The organism is Microbacterium sp. NPDC056052 (assembly GCF_042266785.1).
Lineage (GTDB): Bacteria > Actinomycetota > Actinomycetes > Actinomycetales > Microbacteriaceae > Microbacterium.
The window spans coordinates 53,849-74,288 of sequence record NZ_JBHJWV010000007.1 but is presented as its reverse complement, the minus strand read 5'-3'; the positions used below and the strand labels follow the sequence as shown (position 1 = coordinate 74,288).

The window sequence follows — 20,440 nt, the reverse complement described above, 5'->3', positions numbered from 1 at the left end:
CCTCACACACCGGCGCGCAGGCCGGCCAGGCGCCCGGCCGCCTCGGCGATCACGTCGGGGCGCTTGCACGCGGCGAAGCGCACGAGGCCGCGGTACGCGTCGCGGTGCTCGGGACGCACGAACGCCGTGAGCGGGATCGCCGCGACGCCGATCCGCTCCGGAAGCGACCGGCAGAACGCGTCGGCATCCGCTCCGCCGAGGGGCGAGGCGTCCGCGACCGTGAAGTAGCCGCCGTCCGGGCGGTGCACCTCGAAGTCCGCCGCCTCGAGGCCCGCCGCGAGCTGGTCGTGCTTCGCGCGCAGACGTTCGGCCGCATCCGCGAAGAACGCGTCGGGAAGGCGCAGGCCGACGGCGACCGCGGGCTGGAACGGCCCGCCGCTGACGTAGGTGAGGAACTGCTTGACGCTGAGCACCGCGGTGATGAGCTCGGCCGGTCCATGGATCCAGCCGATCTTCCACCCGGTCACCGAGAACGTCTTGCCCGCCGAGGAGATCGTGAGGGTGCGCTCCGCAGCGCCGGGAAGGGTCGCGATCGGCACATGCGGCGCCGAGAACGAGAGGTGCTCGTACACCTCGTCGGTGACGATGACCGCATCGTGCTGGTGCGCCAGCCGCACGATCTCGGCGCGGATCGCCTCGCTCAGCACCGCGCCGGTGGGGTTGTGCGGATCGTTCACGAGGATCACCCGGCAGCGATCGGTGACCGCGGCGGCGAGCTCCTCCGGATCGGGCTGGAAGTCGGGCAGGCGCAACGGCACCGTGCGTAGTGTGGCGCCGCTGAGGGCGGCGATGGCGGCATAGGAGTCGTAGTACGGCTCGAACACCACGATCTCGTCCTCCGGGCCGTCCACGAGCGCGAGGAGGGCTGCGGCGATGGCCTCGGTCGCGCCCGCGGTCACGACGATCTCGCGGTCGGGATCCACGTCGAGCCCGTAGAAGCGGCGCTGATGCTCGGAGACCGCCCGCAGCAGGTCGGGCACGCCGCGCCCGGGCGGATACTGGTTGGCGCCGCCGAGGATTGCGGCACGGGCGGCCTCCAGCACCTCGGCCGGGCCGTCCTCGTCGGGAAAGCCCTGCCCGAGGTTGATCGCCCCCGTGCGGCCCGCGAGGGCGGAGATCTCGGCGAAGATGGTAGGGGCGACCTCGCCGGCTGCGGAGAGCAGCCCGGCACCGGCCGCCGTACGGCGCCAGGCGCCCGGCAGGATTCCCATGCCGCCCAGGGTAACGCCATAGCGGAATCTCCCAGCGGGCATAAGAAAAACACAGAAATGGCCGTCAGTCTGTAAGGGCAAGGTTCAAAGGAGCAGACATGAACGAGCAGACGCCTCACCCCGACGCCGGGCACTCCGTGCCCCCGGCGTTCTCGTCCACCCCCGTCCCCTCGGGCGCCCCCGCGGCGGAGGGCGCCACCGCCCCCACGACTCCGATCCCGCCCACCGGCGGCTACGCAGTCCCGGGCCAGGCGCACCCGACCCTGCCCCTGGACCCGGGGCAGCCGGGCGCGCACACCGGCGCCGCGTTCGGTGCCGCGGCGACGGCGGCCCCGAACACGGAGCGCAAGACCAAGAACGGCGTCGGTGGCGGCAAGATCGCCGCGATCATCATCGCCGCAGCCCTCGTCGGCGGCCTCGCCGGCGTCGGCGGAGCCGTCGGCTACGGGGCGTTGACCTCGTCGAACTCCTCCTCGACCAAGACCGGCACCGGACCGAGCACCGTCACCGTGAACAACCCGGAGTCGGTGTCGGAGGCGACGGCGATCGCCGCGAAGGCCGTGCCCTCGGTCGTCACGATCGAGGTCTCCGGATCCAGCGCGGCCGGCTCCGGATCGGGCATCGTGCTCGACAAGGAAGGCCACATCCTCACCAACGCGCACGTGGTGACCCTGGACGGCGAGGTCTCGAATCCGACCATCCGGGTGACCACCTCGGACGGCCGCATCCTCGACGCCACCGTCGTCGGAGTCGACGCGACCTACGACATGGCCGTGATCCAGGTGAAGGACGGCTCGAGCCTCACCCCGATGGAGTTCGCCGACTCGTCCAAGCTCAACGTCGGGTCGATGACCGTCGCGGTCGGGGCTCCGCTGGGCCTCGCCAACTCGGTCACCACCGGAATCGTCAGCGCGCTCAACCGCAGCATCCAGATCCAGTCCTCCGCCGCGCCGTCGCAGGGCTCCAACGGGGACCAGCAGCAGAGCCCGAACCCGGACGGCTCCCAGCAGCCGTTCCAGTTCGACATCCCCGGTCGCGGATCCGGATCCCAGAACGCGGCGGCGACGATCTCGATCTCGGTCATCCAGACCGACGCCGCGATCAACCCCGGAAACTCCGGCGGCGCGCTCGTCGACAGCGACGGCAAGCTCATCGGCGTGAACGTCGCGATCGCGAGCGCGGGATCCTCGTCCTCCTCGTCGGGGCAAACGGGCAACATCGGCGTCGGCTTCGCGATCCCGTCGAACGTCGCCAAGCGCATCGCGAACGACATCATCGCCGATGGCAAGGCCACGCACGGCCTGCTCGGGGCGACGGTGCAGGACGCGAGCGGCCAGAAGGGTGCCACGGTCGTGGGCGCGGCCATCGCCTCCGTCTCCAGCGGAGGGGCCGCGGCCAACGCGGGCATCCAGGCCGGCGACGTGGTCACCGGCTTCAACGGCGACCCGGTCACCGATGCCAGCGACCTCACCGCGCAGGTGCGCTCGGTCGCGGGCGGCAGCACCGCGACGCTCACGGTCAACCGCAACGGGCAGTCGCAGGACATCAAGGTCACCCTGGGCACGCTCGCCCAGTGACCCACCGCTCCTGAACCCTGCATCTGACGAAGGACGCCACCTCGCGACGCGATCGCGAGGTGGCGTCCTTCTTTCCTCGCCTGCTCCGCCGACCGGTAGGCTCGCGGGGTGGCGTCCTTCTCCTTCCGCGCGGGCAACGCCGGCAAGCTCCTGAGGATCCCGCTGTACCTGCTCGGGCGACTGGGGACTCTGATCGTCCCGCGCGGGCGCGGCTGGGTGATCGGCTGCGGAGCAGGAATCGGGGACGGCGCCCTCGCCCTCTGGCAGGCGGCGGTCGATGCGGGGCTCGATCCGCTCTGGCTGACCGGATCCGCCCGCGAACAGAGCGACGCCTCCGCCCTCGGCATCCGCGCCGTCCCGAAGAACGGCCTCCGCGGCTGGTGGGCCACCGCCCGAGCCCGCGTGGTCGTGGTCACGCACGGCTTCGGCGATGTCAACCGCTACGCGACCTCGGGCGCCTACCTCGTGCAGCTCTGGCACGGCATCCCGCTCAAGCGCATCGGCCTCGACTCGCCGGCCACCGTGCAGAGCGCGTTCCTGCCCGGCTTCGTCCCGCTGCAGAAGCTGCTCGGCCTGCTCTACCGGGCCCAGACCCGGCGCATCGACGTGCTGCCCGCCGCCTCGGATCGCTCGCGCGGCCGCCTCGAGTCGGCGTTCGGGCTCGGCGTGCAGCAGGTCCTCGTGACCGGTGAGCCCCGCGTCGACGTGCTGTCGGCAGGGGCCTCCTCCTCACGCCGGTCGCAGGCGTCCGCGCTGCGCGACGCGGCGGTGGGGGCGATCCCGGACGGCGCGCGTGTGGTGCTGTACGCGCCCACCTGGCGCGACGGAGCACCGGACCCGGCCGTTCCGGACGACGCGGAATGGGCGCGGATCCTCGATGTCCTGGATCGGACCAACAGCGTGCTGCTCGTGCGCTCGCATCCTCTCGGGGAGGGGGAGTACCGTCCTCCCGTCCCCACGGAACGGGTGCGCGCGATCGGGTCCGCCGTGGTGCCCGACATCACGCCGGTGCTTCCGGCGATCGACGTGCTCGTCACCGACTACTCGTCGATGGCCTACGACGTCGGGCTGCTCGCGATGCCGGTGATCTATCTCGCCCCCGACCCCGCCGAGTACGCCCGCACGCGCGGGTTCTACGGCGACTACGCCGAAGTCTCCGGCCCGGATCCCGCCGCCGACTGGACCGCCGCGTCCGCGCAGCTGCAGACGGCGCTCGAGGACCATGAGGAGTTCGAGCGGCGTGCCGGGCTCTCCCGCGAACTCAGCGCCCGCATGCACGCGCACCGCGACGGCCGGAACACCGCGCGCGTGCTCGCCGCGATCCTCGCCCGCACGGGCGCCGCCGCGCCGCACCCCGCATCCCCCGCCCCCGCTCCGAAGGGAACCGAATGACGACCCCCCGCGTCAGCTCCGTCCGCGTCGACGAGGAGCAGCAGACGCTGCTGATCGCGGGTAAGGGATCCGCTCCCGCCGAGGTCGAGCTCGCCGGTCGCCGCGCTGTGGCGGTCGGGCGCATCGTCGAGGACGGGCCTGACGCGTGGAACGCGGTGCTGCCGCTGCGCGCCTCGCGCTGGGGCGGTGCGGAGCTGCCCCTGCCGAGCGGGGACTACGCGCTCGCCGTGGACGGCGCCCCGGTCGGCGACCTGGCGATCGAGACCGTGCTGCTCGCCGGTCTCCGCGTCAGCGCGTCGGACCGCACGGTCCGGATCGCGCCTCCGGTCGATCCCGTCTACGAGACCGCCGAGGGAAGGCTCGCACTCGAGGGCCGCTATGCGGCGCTGCCGGGCGCACAGGAGAACGCCGTGTTCTTCGAGTCGTTCTACGGCCAGTCCAGCGGGTGCAATCCGGGCGCGATCGACCGGGAGCTCGCGCGGCGCGCTCCCGGAGTGACCCGCTACTGGAGCGTCGTGGACCTCTCCGTCCCGGTTCCTGAGGGCGCCGTCGCGGTCGTCGAGGGATCGCCCGAATGGTGGCGTGCACGCGCCGACGCGCGGCTCCTCGTCGTGAACGACTGGCTGCGCCGCCGCTTCGACCGCAAGCCGGGACAGCGCGTGCTGCAGACCTGGCACGGCACCCCGCTCAAGCGCCTCGCGCTGCATCGCCCGGGACTGCACCCGCGGCGGTGGCTCGCGGTCGTGCGCGAGTCCCGGCGCTGGGACGTCCTGCTCGCCCAGAACCCCTATGCCGAGCGCGTGCTGCGCAAGGCCTACGCGTTCCTGCGCAAGCCCATCTGGGTCGACGGCTATCCGCGCAACGACGTGCTCACGACCGGGGACGCGGCGCGCGTCCGCACCGCTCTCGGGGTCGGCGAGGGCGAGCGCGTGCTGCTGTATGCGCCGACCTGGCGCGACGACCGCTCGGAGATGGTCGACTTCGTGGATCCGAACGCGCTCGCCGCGGACACCGACTCCGTCGTGCTCGTGCGCGGGCATTCCCGCACGATCCGACCAGGGCGGGACCAGGCCGGATCCCGCGTCATCGACGTGACCGGCTACCCGGACACCGCGGAGCTGCTGCTGGTCGCGGACGCGCTCGTGACCGACTACTCCTCGGTCATGTTCGACTTCAGCGCCACGGGCAAGCCCATGTACTTCCTCGTGCCAGACCTCGAGCATTATCGGGGCAAGCTGCGCGGCTTCTACTTCGACCTCGCGACCCGGGCGCCGGGTCCGCTGCTGCGCACCCAGGAGGAACTGGTGGCGGCTCTCTCCGACATGTCCGCGGTCGCCGAGCACGCGCCGAAGTACGTGGCCTGGCAGGCCCAGTTCAACGGTCGTGACGACGGCTCCGCCTCGGCGCGCGTGGTCGACAGGATCCTGGACCTCGGCTGGCTGGACGGCTGACACCCGTCGGCGACGCCGGTCAGGGCAGGGGCGTGTTCCGGGTGCCGAGCCGCGAGGTGTCGACCGTGTCATGCGCCCCGCGCAGGACGCCCATGAGGAAGCCCAGCCCCCACGAGAGGTGCATGGTCGGCAGGACGGCGAGCGTCCACAACCGCTCCCGGGGGCTGCGCGGCGGATCCGATGGGCGAGCCGGGATCAGAGCCATGGCGATGACCAGCGCCGCGTAGGCGACGAGCGGCAGATACACGGCCGAGGCGATCACGGAGCCGATGCCGGAGAGCACCCCGGTCAGCTGCAGGACGCCGACGACGACCGCGAGCGCCAGGATCACCAGCAGCCCGGGCGGAGCGAAGAAGCGCACGCCGTTGCTGCGGCCGTAACGGCGCACCAGTTCGCCGCGCCAGGCGCCGGTGGAGCGGAACTGGCGTGCGAGCCGGGTCCAGCTCTCGCGTGGCCAGTAGGTGACGGCGAGCTGCGGATCGAACCACACGGTGTGCCCCGCCTGGCGGATCCGGAGGTTCAGCTCCCAGTCCTCACCGCGACGGATGGACTCGTCGAACAGGCCGACCTCTTCGAGCACGGTGCGACGCATGACGCCGAGGTAGGCGGACTCCGCCCTGCCCTCCCGAGTGCCGCCGTGATAGCTGCCGCCGCCGAGGCCGACCGGGGAGTTGTACGCGCGCGCGACCGCGGCCTGGAACGGCGTGCGCCCGTCGGCGCGCATGACGCCGCCGACGTTCGCCGCTCCGGTGCGTTCGAGCGTGGCCAGGGCGCGGGCGGCGTATCCCGGTGAGAGCTCGGAATGCGCGTCCACGCGGATGACGGTCGGATACCTGCTGGCCCGGATCGCGGCGTTCAGACCGACAGGGATGTCCGCGGCCGGGTTGTGCACGATCCGCAGCCGCGGCTCCTGGGCGGCCAGGCGCTCGGCGAGCGCGGTGGTGCCGTCGGAGGAGGGGCCGAGCGCCAGCACGAGCTCGGTCGGGCCGTCCACGTCCTGCGCCAGAGCCGACGCCACGGCGTGCTCGAGGTATGCGCGTTCGTTGAGCACCGGCATCACGAACGACACGCCCGCGCCGGACAGCGGAGCGCCCGCGTCCGGGGAGAGCTGTTCGCGATGGTTCACCCGTCGATCCTTTCACGTCGCACCTGCGCGCCCCCAGGGTGCACGGGCCGGGCGCGCCGGATTACCAGCGTCCGCCGTTCTTCCAGTACGTCCCGATGTCCTCGAGCGGACGGCCCTTGGTCTCGGGCGCCAGCCAGACCACGAAGAAGAACGCCAGGATCGCGATCACACCGAAGACGGCGAAGGCGCCGGCGCCGCCCAGGGCGTTCAGTATCGTGAGGAAGAACGCTCCGACGATGACGTTGGCGACGAGGTCGCTCGTCAGCATGACGCTCGCCCCGAGCGAGCGCAGGTGCGCGGGCATCGCCTCGCCGGCGTACACCCAGACCAGGGATCCGAACCCGAACGTGAAGCCGGCGGTGAACAGCACGAGGCCGATGAATCCGGCGATCGTGAGGGCGCCGTCGAAGTCACCGCCGCCGATCACGAACACGATGACGAGCAGCAGGTTGGCGAGCACCATCGTGCCGATGCCGATGAGCAGCACGAGACGGCGGCCCATCCTGTCGATCACGACCAGGGCGATGAAGACCGCGACGAGGCCGGCGACCTGCACCAGGGCGGAGAGACCGAGCTTGACGATGTCGTCGGTGAAGCCCATGGCCTCGAAGATGCGCGGACTGTAATACACGATCGCGTTGATGCCGGTGAGCTGCACGAAGAAGCCGAGACCCACGACGAACAGCGTCGCGCGGAGGAAGGGCTTGCGCAGCAGATCGCGCCAGGACGAGGTGTGCGCGGACGCGAAGCCCGCCGTGATCGTCTCGATCTCGGCATCGACGTCGACCTCCGGGCCTTCGATCCTGGCGAGGGTCGTACGGGCCTCCTCGGTGCGGCCCTTCATCACGTACCAGCGCGCGGTGTCGGGCAGCCGGAGCAGCAGGACCGTGATGATCACGCCGGGGATCGCCGCGAGCCCGAGCATCCAGCGCCAGCTCTCGGTGGGAGCGAGCGCCATCGCCACGAGATAGCCGAGGATGATGCCGGAGACGGTGGCGACCTGGTAGAGCACGAGGAATGCGCCGCGCGAGCGGGTGGGCGCCGACTCTGCCACGAAGACCGGCACGACCACCACGGAGATGCCGATCGTCAGGCCGAGCAGGAACCGTGCGATCACGAGCACCGACAGCGAGGGAGCAAGGCCGGAGAGGAGCGAGAACAGCGCGAAGCACGATGCGACGGCGACCATCGTCGGCTTTCGGCCGATCCTGTTCGCCAGCGCCCCGCCGAACAGGGCGCCGAGGATTTCGCCGACGACGACCGTCGTGGTGACCCACGACTGCGCGGCGGCGTCGAGGTGGAAGTCCTTCGCGAGATACAGCATCGCGCCGCCGATGTTCGACGAGTCGTAGCCGTAGATGATGCCGACGGTCGCGGCCGCGACGCCGACGAGGATCGCCAGGCGGGTCGTGCGCCGGGTGCCGGTCAGTGCCGAGCTCATGGTCCGGTCCTTCTGTTCAGGTTTCTCCCAGGGAGGGCATTCGAGCGTACACCGGGGGATCCGCGTCTCAGACGACGAACCGCCACACGTACTCCAGCCCGTCCTCGGGGCGGAACCAGGCGAGGGTGATCACGATGTCGTCGACATCCGCATCGCAGAGGCACACCTCCATCTGGTCGCCCCCGCGCACATGCCCCCAGAGCTGAGTGCGACCCGGATCCGAGGATGCTCGGGCGAAGACGCGGACGAAGCGGATCTCTCCGCCGCCGTTGGTGATCATCGGGTGCGTCCTGTCGCGCCGATCGACGACCCAGGGAACCGGATACGCCGGCTCGGGGCGTCGTGCCGAGGGCGGGTCGGGGGAGCGGTTCATGTCCCCACGCTAGGAGCGGGCGCCGACGATCGCGGGGACAGAGCCCTCGCCGCGACGAGGGCTGTGCAGAGCTTCCTCGCTCGGGGAATTGTGCGGATCGAATCAGAGCTGCTCGCCGGGCGGCGAGGGGTGCAGTTCGGGGCCGGGGCCTTCCGGGGCGGAGATCGGGACGGGCTTGCGGCGCACGACGCCGGCGGCTTTCCGGCCGACGATGCCGACGCCGCGCGCGGCGCTGCCGGCGGCTCCGGCCACCGCGGTTCCCGCCAGCTGCGCGCCGCGCGCGATCCGGCTCTCGATGCGCTGCGCGCCCGGCACCGGTTCGAGCTCGGCGGGCAGAGACTGGGGAGGAAGGCCGAAGGCGCGACGCGAGCTGGTCAGCACGCGCCGGCCGAGCACGTGATTCCCCGCACCCCCGATCACGGCACCGACGCCGAACGGCAGCGCCTTGCCCAGGAGGGACGCGCCGCCCACGCCGGCGAACTGCTTGATCAGCATGCTCTTCAGTCTGTCGGCGAGCGGCCCCACGGCGGCGCGCGGCAGCGACTTCGTCACGAGCTCACCCCAGTAGGCGGATCTGCCCAGGCCCTTGCCGCCCGCCTGGCCCGCGAGCTGGCGGATCAGGTCGACGCCCTCCTTGCCGAGCATCAGGGTCATCACGAGGGCCCTGGCCCGGTCGGGGTCGGTCACGGTGACGCCGTGGACCTCCGCGATCGACTGAGCGAACAGCGCCGTGGTCTCGACGAAGCCGGCGGTCTCGACGCCGGACAGAGCGAGTGTCACTCCGGTGCCGATCCCCGGGATCACCGCCGTCGCTCCGACGGCCGCACCCCCGGTCGTGACGGCGGCGAGGTAGCGGCGCTCCAGCAGCGCGATCACCTGCGCCGGGGTGGCATCGGGGTGGCGCAGGCGGATGCTGCGGATGTGCGCGAGCACGAGCGGCCGCTGCACGGCCAGGACGCGATCGAGACCGCGGATGTGCATCGGGTGCTCCGAGGATCCGGCCGGCGGGACTCCGCCCGCCCACGGCGCATCGTCGGGCAGGGAGTGGATCCGGTGGATGGCCTTGTCGTCCTTGCCTTCTTTTCGCCCCATGGAGCAGAGCCTATGTCCGCCGCGCTGCGAGAACGCCTGCAACGCAGAGAGCCCGTGCGCGCGACGGGCGCGGCACGGGCTCTCTGCGTTGCAGGGGAGGGTCAGACGAACAGGTTCGCCCGCTCGAGGTCCTCGGCGAAGTCGACCTCGACCGCATACAGGTCGGAGATGTCCATCGGCTCCAGCAGCAGACCGTTCTCCACGATCGCGAGTTCGAGACCGCGCTCGAAGTAGTCCTGATCGTCCACGCGCTGCAGCTGGCGCATGAACGCCTGCTTGTCGCGCGAAGAGATGTAGTTGATGCCGACGGCCTCGCCGATGCCGCCCTTGACGGTCTTGGAGAGCTCCTTGATGTAGCCCTCGGCATCGACGGTGTACTTGACCTCTTCGTCGCTCACCTTGGCGGTGTTGACGGTGACGAAGGACTGGTCGCGCTCGATGAAGGGGATCGCGCGACCGAGGATGCGCGGGTCGAAGACGACGTCGCCGTTCATCCAGAGCACGCCCTTGCGGCCGGTGGCGGCGAGGCCGCGCAGCAGGCTCTTCGACGTGTTGGTCTCGTCGTAGCGCTCGTTGTGCACGTAGTTCACATCGGGGAACGCCTCGATGATCGTCTCGGCGCGGTAGCCGACGATCGTCGTGATGCGCACGTCGTCGCCGAACGCGGCGTGGATGTTGTCGTGCTGCTGCCGCATGATCGAACGCCCGTCGTTGAGCTCGGTCAGCGGCTTCGGGAGGGAGCGCCCGAGGCGCGAGCCCATCCCGGCAGCGAGAATGATGGTCTGAAGAGTCACAGAAATGCTCCTGTTACTTGTGTTCACGGTTACGTCACCGATGGGACACTTCCTCGTGCCGGAGTTCATGCTATCGACCGACCCTGGGCGGATCATGGTCAGATCGACCGCGATGCCATTCCGTTATCGAGTGCTCGGGTCATTCCCAGGTTCACCGGAGGCGACATCACGTGCTTCGGATCCCGTCACTTCGGGTCGTCGTCAGGGTTCGCGGGCTCCTCGGTTGATACCGTGAAGGGCATGACCGGAGCACCCAATGACCCCCGCGCGCCCAAGGACTCTTCCCCACCCACGAAGGCCCGTCGTCCCGCGTCCGCCAGTCCTCGGACGACGGCTGCGCAGACGGCGCGCGTGAAGGCCGAGGGGCAGGCATCGGCGGCGCGAGCCGCGGCGGCCAAGCGCACGGCCGCCAGGACGAGCGCGGCACGCACGGCGGCGGCGAAGGCCGCGGCGGAGAAGGCCGGCGCCGCGAAGGCGGAGGCGGCCGCGGAGGACGCGAAGGAATCCGCCGCCAAGGTCGCCGCGGTCAAGGCCGCCGCACCGCGCACCGCACGCGCGCCGCGGGCGGCTAAGACCGCCACGACGACGAAGCGCACAGCGGCGGCGGCGAAGAGAGAGACCGCCGCTACGGGCACCGAGGCGTCGGGGGGCGTCAAGGACTCGGAAGCGAGCGAGTCCGCGCCGAAGCGCACGACGACCGCCCGGACCGCGCGCACGGCGGCGGCGAAGACCGCGGCCGCGAAGACGACCACGGCGAAGGCCGCCACGGCGAAGGCCGCCGCGGAGAAGACGACGGCTGCGAAGAACACCGCGCCGAAGACGACGGCCACGAAGCGTGCTCCGCGGGCGAAGGCCGCAGGGGGAGCGCGGACGGCACCCGCTGCCGTCGCCGCGCAGGCCGCCGCTGCCGTCGCGGAGGTGGTGAACCCGCCGATCGTCGCTGAAGCCGCGATCGAACCGACCGAGGACTCGGGCGCAAAGGTCTCCCCACAGCCCGCCGTCACGGGGCATGATGCTCCTGTGGACAGCGAATCGGGGGCGGCGGGATCCGTCACGACCGGAGCCGCGGAGGTCGAGCCGATCGCCGCGGAGGTCGTCGAGATCGAAGCCGTCCCGTCCACGGTCGCCGTCATCGAGAACGAGGATGTCGCGACCGTAGAGGTCGAGGCCGAGACCGCACCTGCGGCGGCCACGACGGATGTCGAGGATGCCGCCGCCGTCGCGCCGGATCCTGACGCCGATGCCGACGGGCAGGCGCTCGTCGTGCGCGGCCTCGTCAAGCGCTTCGGCGACGCCGTGGCGGTGGCGAGCATCGATCTGACGGTCCCCGCCGGCTCCTTCTACGGGATCGTCGGCCCCAACGGCGCCGGAAAGACCACGACGCTGTCGATCATCGCCGGCCTGCTGCGTCCCGACGAGGGAACCGTGCGGATCAGCGGGATCGACCAGACCGCCGATCCGGCTGCCGCGAAGCGGGCGCTCGGCGTGCTGCCCGATCGCCTGCGCACCTTCGACCGGCTCACCGGGCGTCAGCTGCTGCACTACTACGGACTGCTGCGGGGCCTTCCCTCGGATGTCGTCGAGAAGCGCGTCGCGGATCTGGCGAGGGCGTTCGATCTGACCGGCGCGCTCAGCCGCGTCGTCTCGGACTATTCCGCCGGAATGACCAAGAAGATCATGCTCGCCGGCGCGATGATCCACTCGCCGCGCGTGCTGGTCCTGGACGAGCCGTTCGAGTCGGTGGATCCGGTGTCCTCGGGAGTGATCCTGGACATCCTGCGCGCCTACGTCGCGCACGGCGGCACCGTCATCCTCTCCAGCCATGGCATGGATCTGGTCGAGCAGGTGTGCGCCCGGATCGCGATCATCGTCGGCGGCGAGGTCCTCGCCGAGGGCACGGTCGACGAGGTGCGGGCGGGGCAGACCCTGGAACAGCGCTTCGTGGAGCTGTCCGGCGCGGGCGCCGAGGTGGAGGGGCTCGAGTGGTTGCACACGTTCTCCGACTGAGGCTCATGCTCGCGCTCGGCGCGCTGCGCGGCGACCGGAGTCGGGTGGTACGCACCGTCGTGGCGCTGCTGCTCACCGCGGCGGCGACGACGGTGGCGGTCGTCGCCATCCGCAGCCTCGCGCAGACCTCAGGAGCCGCCGCGCACACGGTCATCGTGCTGGGCAGCTCCGCCGTTGTCCTGGGTTTCTTCGTGGCGCCGATCCTGGCGGGATCCGTCGACCAGCTGGATCCGCGACGTTTCGTGGTCTTCGGCGTCGATGAGCGTCGGCTTCCCCTGGTCCTCACCCTCGCGGCCTTCGTGAGCGTGCCGAGCCTGGCGCTGCTCGTGGTGGAGGCGGCCGTGGTGAGCGTGGCGATCACGTTCGGGGTTCCCTGGATCCTCGCGGTGCTCTCAGGGCTGCTGACCCTCGGGACGGCCGTGCTGGCCGCACGGGTCGGGATGGCGTTGAGCGCGCGGCTGCTGCCGGAGCGGCGCTCCCGCGAGCTCACGTCGCTCTTCGCGCTCGCCGTGATCGTCATCGCCGTGCCGGTGTGCGTGTTCGTGGCCTCGCTGGGCTGGGCGGGAGCGGTTCCGCCGGTCCTGCACACCGTCGCGGGAGTGCTCGGCTTCACGCCGCTCGGCGCCTCCGCCGCGATGCCCTTCCTCGCCCTGTCGGATCACGCCGGCGGAGCGTGGGTCGCGGCGATCGTCGCCGTGGCGACGGCTGTCGTCGTCACGGCAGGCTGGCTGGTGCTCGCGCGACGGGCGCTGAGCACCACCGAGCGGCCGACCACGGTGCGCGAGCGGCCGGGACTCGGCTGGTTCGCTCTGCTGCCGTCGAACGCCTTCGGCGCCGTGGCGGCACGAAGCCTCGTCTACTGGCTGCGCGACCGCCGCTACATCATGAACTTCGTGATCGTGCCGATCGCGGGCGTGCTCACGGTCGTCCCGCTCCTCGTCGCCGGTGTGCCGCTCGAGATCGCGGCGGCGCTGCCGGTCGCCGTGATGGCGCTGTTCTTCGGCTGGCTGCCGCACAACGACGTCGCCTACGACTCGACCGCGTTCTGGATCCACGTCGCGAGCGGAGTGAGGGGAGTGCCGGACCGGCTGGGCCGTCTCATCCCCGTGCTCCTGATCGCCGTGCCGACCCTCGCCGTGGCGATCCCGATCACGCTCGCCGTGATCGGGCGGTGGACGCTGCTGCCGCTGTTCGTCGGCGTGGTCGCGAGCCTGCTGCTGTCGGGCCTCGGCCTGTCCAGCGTCCTGTCGGCGGTCGCGCCCTACGCGGTCTCGCGTCCGGGCGACAGCCCGTTCCAGCAGCCGCAGCGCGCCCGCGGCGGCCTGCTGGGGCAGGCGGGGACGCTCCTCGGCGCGGTCGTTCTGAGCCTTCCGGCACTGCTTCTGGCCTGGCCCGCGCTGGCGGATGACACGGTCTCCACGGCGCCGGTGCTCTGGACGGGACTGCTGATGGGTGCCGCGGTGCTGTTCCTCGGCGTCCAGATCGGAGGCCGGACGTTCGAGCGCCGCGGGGCGCAGCTGATGGAGTTCGTCGAGACGGTGTGAGAGATCCGCGTGATCGCGGCGCCGGTGCGCCTGCGCACGATTAGACTCGCGGTCATGAGTACCCCGCTGGATGCCCCGGACCAGGGCGGCGTCGCCACCCTCGATCGCGAACTCGAGCAGCTCCTCAACGAGGAGCTCCAGGAGCCGGGAGACCACGAGCGGTTCTCCCATTATGTGAAGAAGGAGAAGATCCTCGAGTCCGCTCTGACCGGCAAGCCCGTGCGGGCGCTGTGCGGCAAGAAGTGGACTCCGGGACGGGATCCGGAGAAGTTCCCGGTGTGCCCGACATGCAAGGAGATCTACGAGTCGATGGTCGGCTGACCCCCGAAAGAGTCAGAAACCGACCTCAGGCGACGTCGACGTCCTTCGTCTCGTCGCTCCGCTCCTCGCTCAGGAACCGAGTCGGTCCTAGCGGACGTCTTCAAAAAGGGTCGGGATCGCCGGATCCGATTTGCTGAGCGCGAGGGCGCGCACCGGCAGCTCCTCGCGCACTTTGAGGTGGTGCTCGCGCGCCGCGACGGTTCCGACTGGTCCCTCGTACGCGGTGTCGATCTCGCCGCCCTCGACGAGTGTCACCTGGAGGGCCCGCCCATCCGAGCTCTCCTGGACGCCGAGTTCCTCGAAGCCGTCCGCGACGAGCACGCGCTCGGACCGGGCGACCCCGTTCTCGAGGATCCGGAACGCGGCCTTGCGGCCGCCCTTCGAGGCCTTGTCCGCCGACGCCTTGGCCACGGCGACCCAGCCGCCGTCGGATCCCTGGCGCGCCACGAGCTTGTAGACCATGCTCGCGGTCGGGTAGCCGGATCCGGTCACGACGGACGTGCCGACGCCGTACGCGTCCACCGGGGAGGCGGCGAGCGCGGCGATCGCATACTCGTCCAGATCGCTCGTCACGGTGATCTTCGTGCCGGTCGCGCCGAGCTCGTCGAGCTGCGCGCGCACCTCGGCGGCCATGATCGGGAGGTCGCCGGAGTCGATGCGCACGCCGCCCAGCTCCGTGCCTGCCACGCGGATCGCCGTCTCGACCCCGCGCCGGATGTCGTAGGTGTCCACGAGCAGCGTGGTGCCGGTGCCGAGGGCGTCGATCTGGGCGCGGAAGGCGTCCTCCTCGCTGTCGTGCAGGAGCGTCCAGGAGTGCGCGGCGGTGCCCATGGTCGGGATGCCCCAGGTGCGGCCGGCCTCGAGGTTGCTGGTGGCGCCGAACCCTGCGATGAAGGCGGCGCGGGCGGCGGCGACCGCGGAGTCCTCGGCCGCGCGTCGCGACCCCATCTCGGCCAGCGGGCGCTCTCCGGCGGCGATGCTCATGCGACTGGCAGCGGTCGCGACCGCGGAGTCGTGGTTGAGCACGCTGAGCGCCAGGGTCTCCAGGATCACCGCGTCGGCGAACGTGCCCTCGACCGTGAGGATCGGGGATCCGGGGAAGTAGAGCTCGCCCTCGCGATAGCCGCGGATCGTCCCGGTGAAGCGGTAGCCCTCGAGGTAGCGGTGCGTCGCGGCGTCCACGACCTTCGCATCGCGCAGGTAGCGCAGCTCATCCTCGCCGAAGCGGAAATCGCGCAGCAGGGAGAGCAGGCGCCCGGTGCCGGCCACGACGCCGAACCGTCGGCCGCCGGACAGGCGGCGGGAGAACAGCTCGAACACGCTCTGGCGCGCGGCGGTGCCGTCGCGCAGCGCGGCCTCCAGCATCGTGAGCTCGTAACGATCGGTCTTCAGGGCGCTGGACGCGGTCATGGCGATCAGCATACGGGCGACGGCCCGTGCGGAGCGCGCTGACTCGTGCGCCGACTAGGCTGGAGCATCATGAACGACGCGCCGATCGGGATCTTCGACTCCGGGGTCGGCGGGCTCACCGTCGCGAGGGCGATCAGGGCGCAGCTGCCCAGGGAGTCGTTCGTCTACATCGGCGACACCGCGCATTCGCCCTACGGGCCGAAGCCCATCGCCGACGTGCGGCGCTATTCGCTCGAGGTGCTCGACACCCTCGTCGATCAGGGCGTGAAGATGCTCGTGATCGCCTGCAACACGGCGTCCTCTGCGATGCTGCGCGACGCGCGCGAGCGCTACGACGTGCCCGTCGTCGAGGTGATCGGACCCGCCGTCCGCCGGGCGATCTCGACCACCCGCAACGGCCGGATCGGCGTGATCGGCACGGTCGGCACGATCGGTTCCCGCGCCTACCAGGACATGCTCGAGGTGAACGAGAACCTCGCGGTGTTCACGGCGGCATGCCCGCGCTTCGTCGAGTTCGTGGAGGCCGGCATCACCGACACCCCTGAGGTGCTCCGGGTCGCCGAGGAGTACCTGGCGCCGCTGCGCGACGCGGACGTCGACACCCTCGTGCTGGGCTGCACGCACTATCCGTTCCTGCGCGGAGCGATCGGCTACGTCATGGGGGAGGGCGTCTCGCTCGTCTCCAGCGACGACGAGACCGCGGGCGACGTCTACCGCCAACTCGTGCGCGGCGACCTCCTCGCCACCGCCGATGCCCGCCCCCGCTACGTGTACGAGGCGACCGGTGCGTCCGCGGACGACTTCACCGCCCTCGCCAACCGACTGATGGGCCAGGAGGTGCGGGGCGTCCGGCTCGTGCAGACCGGTGTCATCGACCTTCCCCACCTCAAGGAGATCCCATGACCGAGTCCACCATCCGCAAGGACGGCCGCACCGTCGACCAGCTCCGCCCGATCACGATCGAACGCGGCTGGAGTGCCCAGGCGGAGGGATCCGCGCTGATCAGCTTCGGGAACACCAAGGTGCTGTGCACGGCGTCGTTCACGAACGGCGTGCCCCGCTGGCTCACGGGCAAGGGCAAGGGCTGGGTCACCGCCGAGTACGCGATGCTGCCGCGGGCCACGAACGACCGCAACGACCGGGAGAGCGTGAAGGGCCGCATCGGCGGGCGCACGCACGAGATCTCGCGCCTGATCGGCCGGGCTCTCCGCGCGGTCGTCGACACCAAGGCGCTCGGCGAGAACACGATCGTGATCGACTGCGACGTGCTGCAGGCTGACGGCGGCACCCGCACCGCGGCGATCACCGGCGCCTACGTCGCGCTCGCGGACGCGATCGAGTGGGGCCGGCGCAAGAAGTTCATCGGCCAGAAGGCCCAGGTCCTTCGTGACTCCGTCGCTGCGGTCTCGGTCGGCATCATCGACGGCGAGCCCATGCTCGACCTGGCCTACGTCGAGGACGTGCGCGCCGAGACCGACATGAACGTGGTGGTCACCGGCCGCGGTCTGTTCGTCGAGGTGCAGGGCACGGCCGAGGGCGCGCCCTTCGACAAGCGCGAGCTCGACGCGCTGCTCGAGCTCGGCGTCAACGGCTGCGCCGATCTGCGCGACCGCCAGCTCGCGGTGCTCGCCCCTTCGACGGGCTCAGGGACCGAGTGATGAGGATCGTCCTCGCCACCCACAACGCGCACAAGATCGCGGAGTTCGGGCAGATCGTGGCGGCCACACGCCCCGATCTCGAGGTCGTCGGCTACGAGGGGCCGGAACCGGTCGAAGACGGCGTGACGTTCGAGGAGAACGCGCTCATCAAGGCGCGCGCCGCGGCCGCGCACACCGGTCTCGCGGCGCTCGCGGATGACTCCGGCATCGCGGTGGACGTGCTGGGCGGCTCGCCCGGGGTCTTCTCCGCCTACTGGGCGGGCCAGAAGAAGGACGACGTCGCGAACCGGGAACTGCTGCTGGACCAGCTGCGCGACATCGCGGATCCGCGTCGCGCGGCGCACTACGTCAGCGTCATCGCGCTCGTCCTCCCGGACGGACGCGAGTGGACGGTCCGCGGCGAGTGGCCGGGCCGTCTCGCGCACGCCGCCGTCGGCGACGGCGGCTTCGGCTACGACCCCGTGTTCCTGCCGGAGGGGCAGACCGGCCTCGAGCGCACGGTCGGTGAGTTCACGGCCGAGGAGAAGCAGGCGCAGTCGCACCGTGCCCGCGCCTTCGTGGCGCTGGTGCCGCTGCTCGCCGAGCTCTGAGGCTCGGCCGCCTCGGGAGCGAAGTCTGGCGGTCTTGGTTGACCCGTGCTGACGGTCTTGACAGGATCGCAGCATGAATCCGCGGGCCGCTCATCCGTTGCAGCGGTGCGTTGTTTCGGTCTTCTCGGGGCTGGTGCTCGTGGGCCTTTTGGCTGCTTCAGGATGCTCGGCACCCGTAGCGCCTACTGCGACAGTCTCGCCCAGCTCCAGTTCTCTTGATGGGTATGTCGACTCGGCCCTCGCCGTCATGGACGAACGTGGCCTGTATCGAGACTCCGATCAATGGCGCGACGAACTCGCACGCGCGCGGGACCGAGCAGGTGATATCGATTCGCCGTCGGCTGCCTATGCGTTGCTGCGCGAGGCCGTCCGCAAGGCAGGCGGTGTGCATTCGTTCTTCTTGACGCCTGGTGAGAGCGCACCAGCCCCGGCTTCTGAAGAACCGATTGCGGTGCCGAACGTCGAAACGCAGGACGGAATCTCGGTCCTGCATCTTCCCGCCCTTGCGGCACCGAACGGATCCGACGACGCGGAGTCCTACCTGCGGGCCGGACGAACGGCCATCACCGCCAACGCGGCAGCGACGACGTGCGGTTGGGTGCTGGACCTCAGCGACAACAGCGGAGGCAATGGGCTCACGATGCTGGATGTCATCGGGCCGCTGCTGGATACCGACCAGGCGATTGGGCTCCGCTATCCGGATGGGCGCGAAGAGTGGCTATCGCCTCAGGGCGACGACGCTCCGCATGGCCTCGGGCCGGTTGCGATCGTCACCAGCGGGGTGACAAGAAGCGCCGCGGAGATGGTTCTCGCCGCATTCGACCGTCAGGCCGACACGGTGCGTGTCGGGCAGCCCAGCGCGGGCATGACGACGAGCAACCAGGTCTTTCCGTTGGAGGACGGAGCAGAGATCGTTCTCACCACTGCGTGGTTCATGAACCGCAATGGCGAGAAGCTGGACGGCCCGATGGAGCCGGGAGTCGGCGTTCCCCGCGGAGAGGGGACGCAAGCTGCGAAGCTCGCGGCACAGGGTTGGGTCCGTTCAACATGTCTCGGGAAGTGACTGAGTCGCTTCGTGCCGCCGGATCCTTGTCAGCGGATCATCCGCGGCATGGTCGCACCGTTGTGACCATGATCAGCGGCTCCGCGAGTCTGCACAACGCGAGCAGACGGTCCTTCGCTCGGCCGGCGGGTCCTGTGAACACGATCACGTCGTCCACGCAGAGAGCCAGCAGGACATCGAGCACCGGCATCGCGAGCGGGCGCAGCGCGGCGCCCGACGGCACCAGGATCCCTGCTAGGCCCCGAGCACGATCGCCGCGAGGTAGAGCGTCACCTGATGGCGCTCCGCCCAGACCGTGATCCGCTCCACGAGTCCAGCTTGTCCGGTCGGGGTCAGTGGCGCGAGACCTTGCGTGCGACGTGGGGCGCAAGTGAGAATCATCCCCATTCCCGACTAGGCGAAAAGGCCTCCGACCGGGAGATCCCGGCTCTACCCTTGAAGCATGCACGACCACGCACCCGCCACGGGGATCCGCTCTGCAGGCCACCGCCGCCTGCTTGCGATCTCGCTGACGCTCACGTCCGTGATCATGATCGTGCAGGTGGTCGGCGCGATCCTCAGCGGCTCCCTCGCCCTGCTGGCGGACGCGGCGCACATGTTCACGGATGCCTCCGCGCTCGTGATCGCCCTCATCGCGAGCACCGTCGCCGCGCGCCCGGCCGACGATCGGCGCACCTTCGGCTATCAGCGCGCCGAGGTCTTCGGCGCGCTGATCAACGCGATCATCCTCATCCTGCTCTCCGCCTGGGTGGCGTTCGAGGGGATCACTCGGCTGGTGAACCCGGGAGAGGTCGAGGTCGCCGGATCCCTCATGCTGATCGTCGCCGCAGTCGGCCTCGTCACGAACGCGATCTCGATGTGGCTGCTCAGCGCCGCGCAGCGCGAGAGCATCAACGTGCGAGGGGCGTATCTCGAAGTCATGGGGGATCTGATCGGATCCGCCATGGTCATCGTCGCGGCGATCGTCATCATCACGACCGGCTGGATGCCCGCCGACGCGATCGCCTCGCTCGTGATCGCCGCCATGATCATCCCCCGCGCGATCGCGCTGATGCGGGAGGTGTTCTCGGTGCTCGCCGAGTCGGCGCCGAAGGGCACCGCGGTCAGCGAGATCCGTCAGCATCTGCTCGGTTACCCGGGCGTGACCGGCGTGCACGACGTGCACGTGTGGCAGCTCACGCGCGGCGCACCCGTGTTCACGGCGCACGTCTCGGTGCAGCCCGCGGTGCTCGCCGGCGGGGGAGCGGCGGCGCTCCTCGTCCAGATGCAGACCTGCCTCGCGCAGCACTTCGACGTGGAGCACTCCACGTTCCAGATCGAGCCCGATGCGAGCGGCGCCGGAAACGCGGGCGACTGCGAGGCCGTGCACACCTGAGCCGTGCGCCTGAGT

19 protein-coding genes are annotated in these 20,440 nt (G+C 70.7%); 11 read left to right on the top strand and 8 right to left on the bottom strand.

Annotated features, from left to right (window positions below; all coding sequences use genetic code 11):
• Positions 1–2: 2 nt before the first annotated feature.
• Positions 3–1,211, bottom strand: a complete 1,209-nt coding sequence (locus ACFC1J_RS14150; RefSeq protein ID WP_375907192.1) for an aminotransferase class I/II-fold pyridoxal phosphate-dependent enzyme — start codon at positions 1,209–1,211, stop codon at positions 3–5.
• Between the two features lie 98 nt (positions 1,212–1,309).
• On the opposite strand from ACFC1J_RS14150, the gene ACFC1J_RS14145 reads away from it, so the two are divergent.
• The 3 genes from ACFC1J_RS14145 (at position 1,310) to ACFC1J_RS14135 (ending at position 5,631) form a co-directional block, all read left to right on the top strand.
• A complete protein-coding gene (locus ACFC1J_RS14145; protein WP_375907189.1) occupies positions 1,310–2,788 on the top strand; it encodes a S1C family serine protease in 1,479 nt (492 codons plus the stop codon).
• A 108-nt stretch (positions 2,789–2,896) separates the two neighbouring features.
• On the top strand, positions 2,897–4,180 hold the full coding sequence (locus ACFC1J_RS14140) for a CDP-glycerol glycerophosphotransferase family protein (protein ID WP_375907186.1): 1,284 nt from the start codon (positions 2,897–2,899) through the stop codon (positions 4,178–4,180).
• Positions 4,177–5,631 carry a CDP-glycerol glycerophosphotransferase family protein gene (locus ACFC1J_RS14135; protein ID WP_375907184.1) on the top strand — a complete coding sequence of 485 codons (1,455 nt, stop codon included), beginning with the start codon at positions 4,177–4,179 and terminating at the stop codon, positions 5,629–5,631. Before ACFC1J_RS14140 ends, ACFC1J_RS14135 begins: the two co-directional genes overlap by 4 nt.
• Positions 5,632–5,650: 19 nt before the next feature.
• On the opposite strand, the gene ACFC1J_RS14130 is transcribed toward ACFC1J_RS14135, so the two are convergent.
• The 5 genes from ACFC1J_RS14130 to ACFC1J_RS14110 all read right to left on the bottom strand — a co-directional run bounded on the left by ACFC1J_RS14130 (position 5,651) and on the right by ACFC1J_RS14110 (position 10,457).
• Complete coding sequence (locus tag ACFC1J_RS14130) at positions 5,651–6,688, bottom strand: glycosyltransferase (RefSeq protein ID WP_375907740.1); 1,038 nt, start codon at positions 6,686–6,688, stop codon at positions 5,651–5,653.
• A 130-nt stretch (positions 6,689–6,818) separates the two neighbouring features.
• Positions 6,819–8,258 carry a sugar porter family MFS transporter gene (locus ACFC1J_RS14125; RefSeq protein WP_375907737.1) on the bottom strand — a complete coding sequence of 480 codons (1,440 nt, stop codon included), beginning with the start codon at positions 8,256–8,258 and terminating at the stop codon, positions 6,819–6,821.
• Positions 8,259–8,265: 7 nt separating this feature from the next.
• The gene (locus ACFC1J_RS14120; RefSeq protein ID WP_375907181.1) at positions 8,266–8,571 is read right to left on the bottom strand and encodes a hypothetical protein; all 306 of its coding nucleotides are present in this window, start codon (positions 8,569–8,571) and stop codon (positions 8,266–8,268) included.
• A 102-nt stretch (positions 8,572–8,673) separates the two neighbouring features.
• Complete coding sequence (locus ACFC1J_RS14115; protein ID WP_375907178.1) at positions 8,674–9,663, bottom strand: hypothetical protein; 990 nt, start codon at positions 9,661–9,663, stop codon at positions 8,674–8,676.
• A 101-nt stretch (positions 9,664–9,764) separates the two neighbouring features.
• Entirely contained in the window at positions 9,765–10,457 is a 693-nt protein-coding gene (locus tag ACFC1J_RS14110; RefSeq protein ID WP_375907175.1) for an NTP transferase domain-containing protein, read from the bottom strand.
• A gap of 240 nt (positions 10,458–10,697) precedes the next feature.
• Here ACFC1J_RS14110 and ACFC1J_RS14105 point away from each other — a divergent pair, with 240 nt between their 5' ends.
• From ACFC1J_RS14105 to ACFC1J_RS14095, 3 genes are read left to right on the top strand one after another with little or no spacing between them, the layout of a single operon-like run.
• Positions 10,698–12,464 carry an ABC transporter ATP-binding protein gene (locus ACFC1J_RS14105; protein ID WP_375907172.1) on the top strand — a complete coding sequence of 589 codons (1,767 nt, stop codon included), beginning with the start codon at positions 10,698–10,700 and terminating at the stop codon, positions 12,462–12,464.
• Positions 12,440–14,008 carry a hypothetical protein gene (locus tag ACFC1J_RS14100; RefSeq protein ID WP_375907169.1) on the top strand — a complete coding sequence of 523 codons (1,569 nt, stop codon included), beginning with the start codon at positions 12,440–12,442 and terminating at the stop codon, positions 14,006–14,008. The genes ACFC1J_RS14105 and ACFC1J_RS14100 overlap by 25 nt, the downstream gene beginning before the upstream one ends.
• Positions 14,009–14,062: 54 nt before the next feature.
• Positions 14,063–14,329, top strand: a complete 267-nt coding sequence (locus tag ACFC1J_RS14095; protein WP_045272272.1) for a DUF3039 domain-containing protein — start codon at positions 14,063–14,065, stop codon at positions 14,327–14,329.
• An 87-nt stretch (positions 14,330–14,416) separates the two neighbouring features.
• On the opposite strand, the gene ACFC1J_RS14090 is transcribed toward ACFC1J_RS14095, so the two are convergent.
• A complete protein-coding gene (locus tag ACFC1J_RS14090) occupies positions 14,417–15,739 on the bottom strand; it encodes a nicotinate phosphoribosyltransferase (RefSeq protein WP_375907166.1) in 1,323 nt (440 codons plus the stop codon).
• A gap of 69 nt (positions 15,740–15,808) precedes the next feature.
• Between ACFC1J_RS14090 and murI the strand changes: the two genes are divergently transcribed.
• From murI to ACFC1J_RS14070, 4 genes are all read left to right on the top strand, one after another.
• Positions 15,809–16,642 carry a glutamate racemase gene (gene murI / locus ACFC1J_RS14085; protein WP_375907163.1) on the top strand — a complete coding sequence of 278 codons (834 nt, stop codon included), beginning with the start codon at positions 15,809–15,811 and terminating at the stop codon, positions 16,640–16,642.
• Complete coding sequence (rph, locus tag ACFC1J_RS14080) at positions 16,639–17,397, top strand: ribonuclease PH (protein ID WP_375907160.1); 759 nt, start codon at positions 16,639–16,641, stop codon at positions 17,395–17,397. The genes murI and rph overlap by 4 nt, the downstream gene beginning before the upstream one ends.
• The gene (rdgB, locus tag ACFC1J_RS14075) at positions 17,397–17,987 is read left to right on the top strand and encodes an RdgB/HAM1 family non-canonical purine NTP pyrophosphatase (RefSeq protein WP_375907157.1); all 591 of its coding nucleotides are present in this window, start codon (positions 17,397–17,399) and stop codon (positions 17,985–17,987) included. The genes rph and rdgB overlap by 1 nt, the downstream gene beginning before the upstream one ends.
• A 73-nt stretch (positions 17,988–18,060) precedes the next feature.
• Positions 18,061–19,050 (top strand): S41 family peptidase, encoded by a 990-nt coding sequence (locus ACFC1J_RS14070; protein WP_375907155.1) that lies wholly within the window; start codon positions 18,061–18,063, stop codon positions 19,048–19,050.
• A gap of 37 nt (positions 19,051–19,087) precedes the next feature.
• On the opposite strand, the gene ACFC1J_RS14065 is transcribed toward ACFC1J_RS14070, so the two are convergent.
• Entirely contained in the window at positions 19,088–19,273 is a 186-nt protein-coding gene (locus ACFC1J_RS14065; RefSeq protein WP_375907153.1) for a hypothetical protein, read from the bottom strand.
• Positions 19,274–19,492: 219 nt separating this feature from the next.
• On the opposite strand from ACFC1J_RS14065, the gene ACFC1J_RS14060 reads away from it, so the two are divergent.
• Positions 19,493–20,425, top strand: coding sequence for a cation diffusion facilitator family transporter (locus ACFC1J_RS14060; protein ID WP_375907150.1), 933 nt, complete (start codon positions 19,493–19,495; stop codon positions 20,423–20,425).
• The last annotated feature ends 15 nt before the right edge of the window (positions 20,426–20,440 follow it).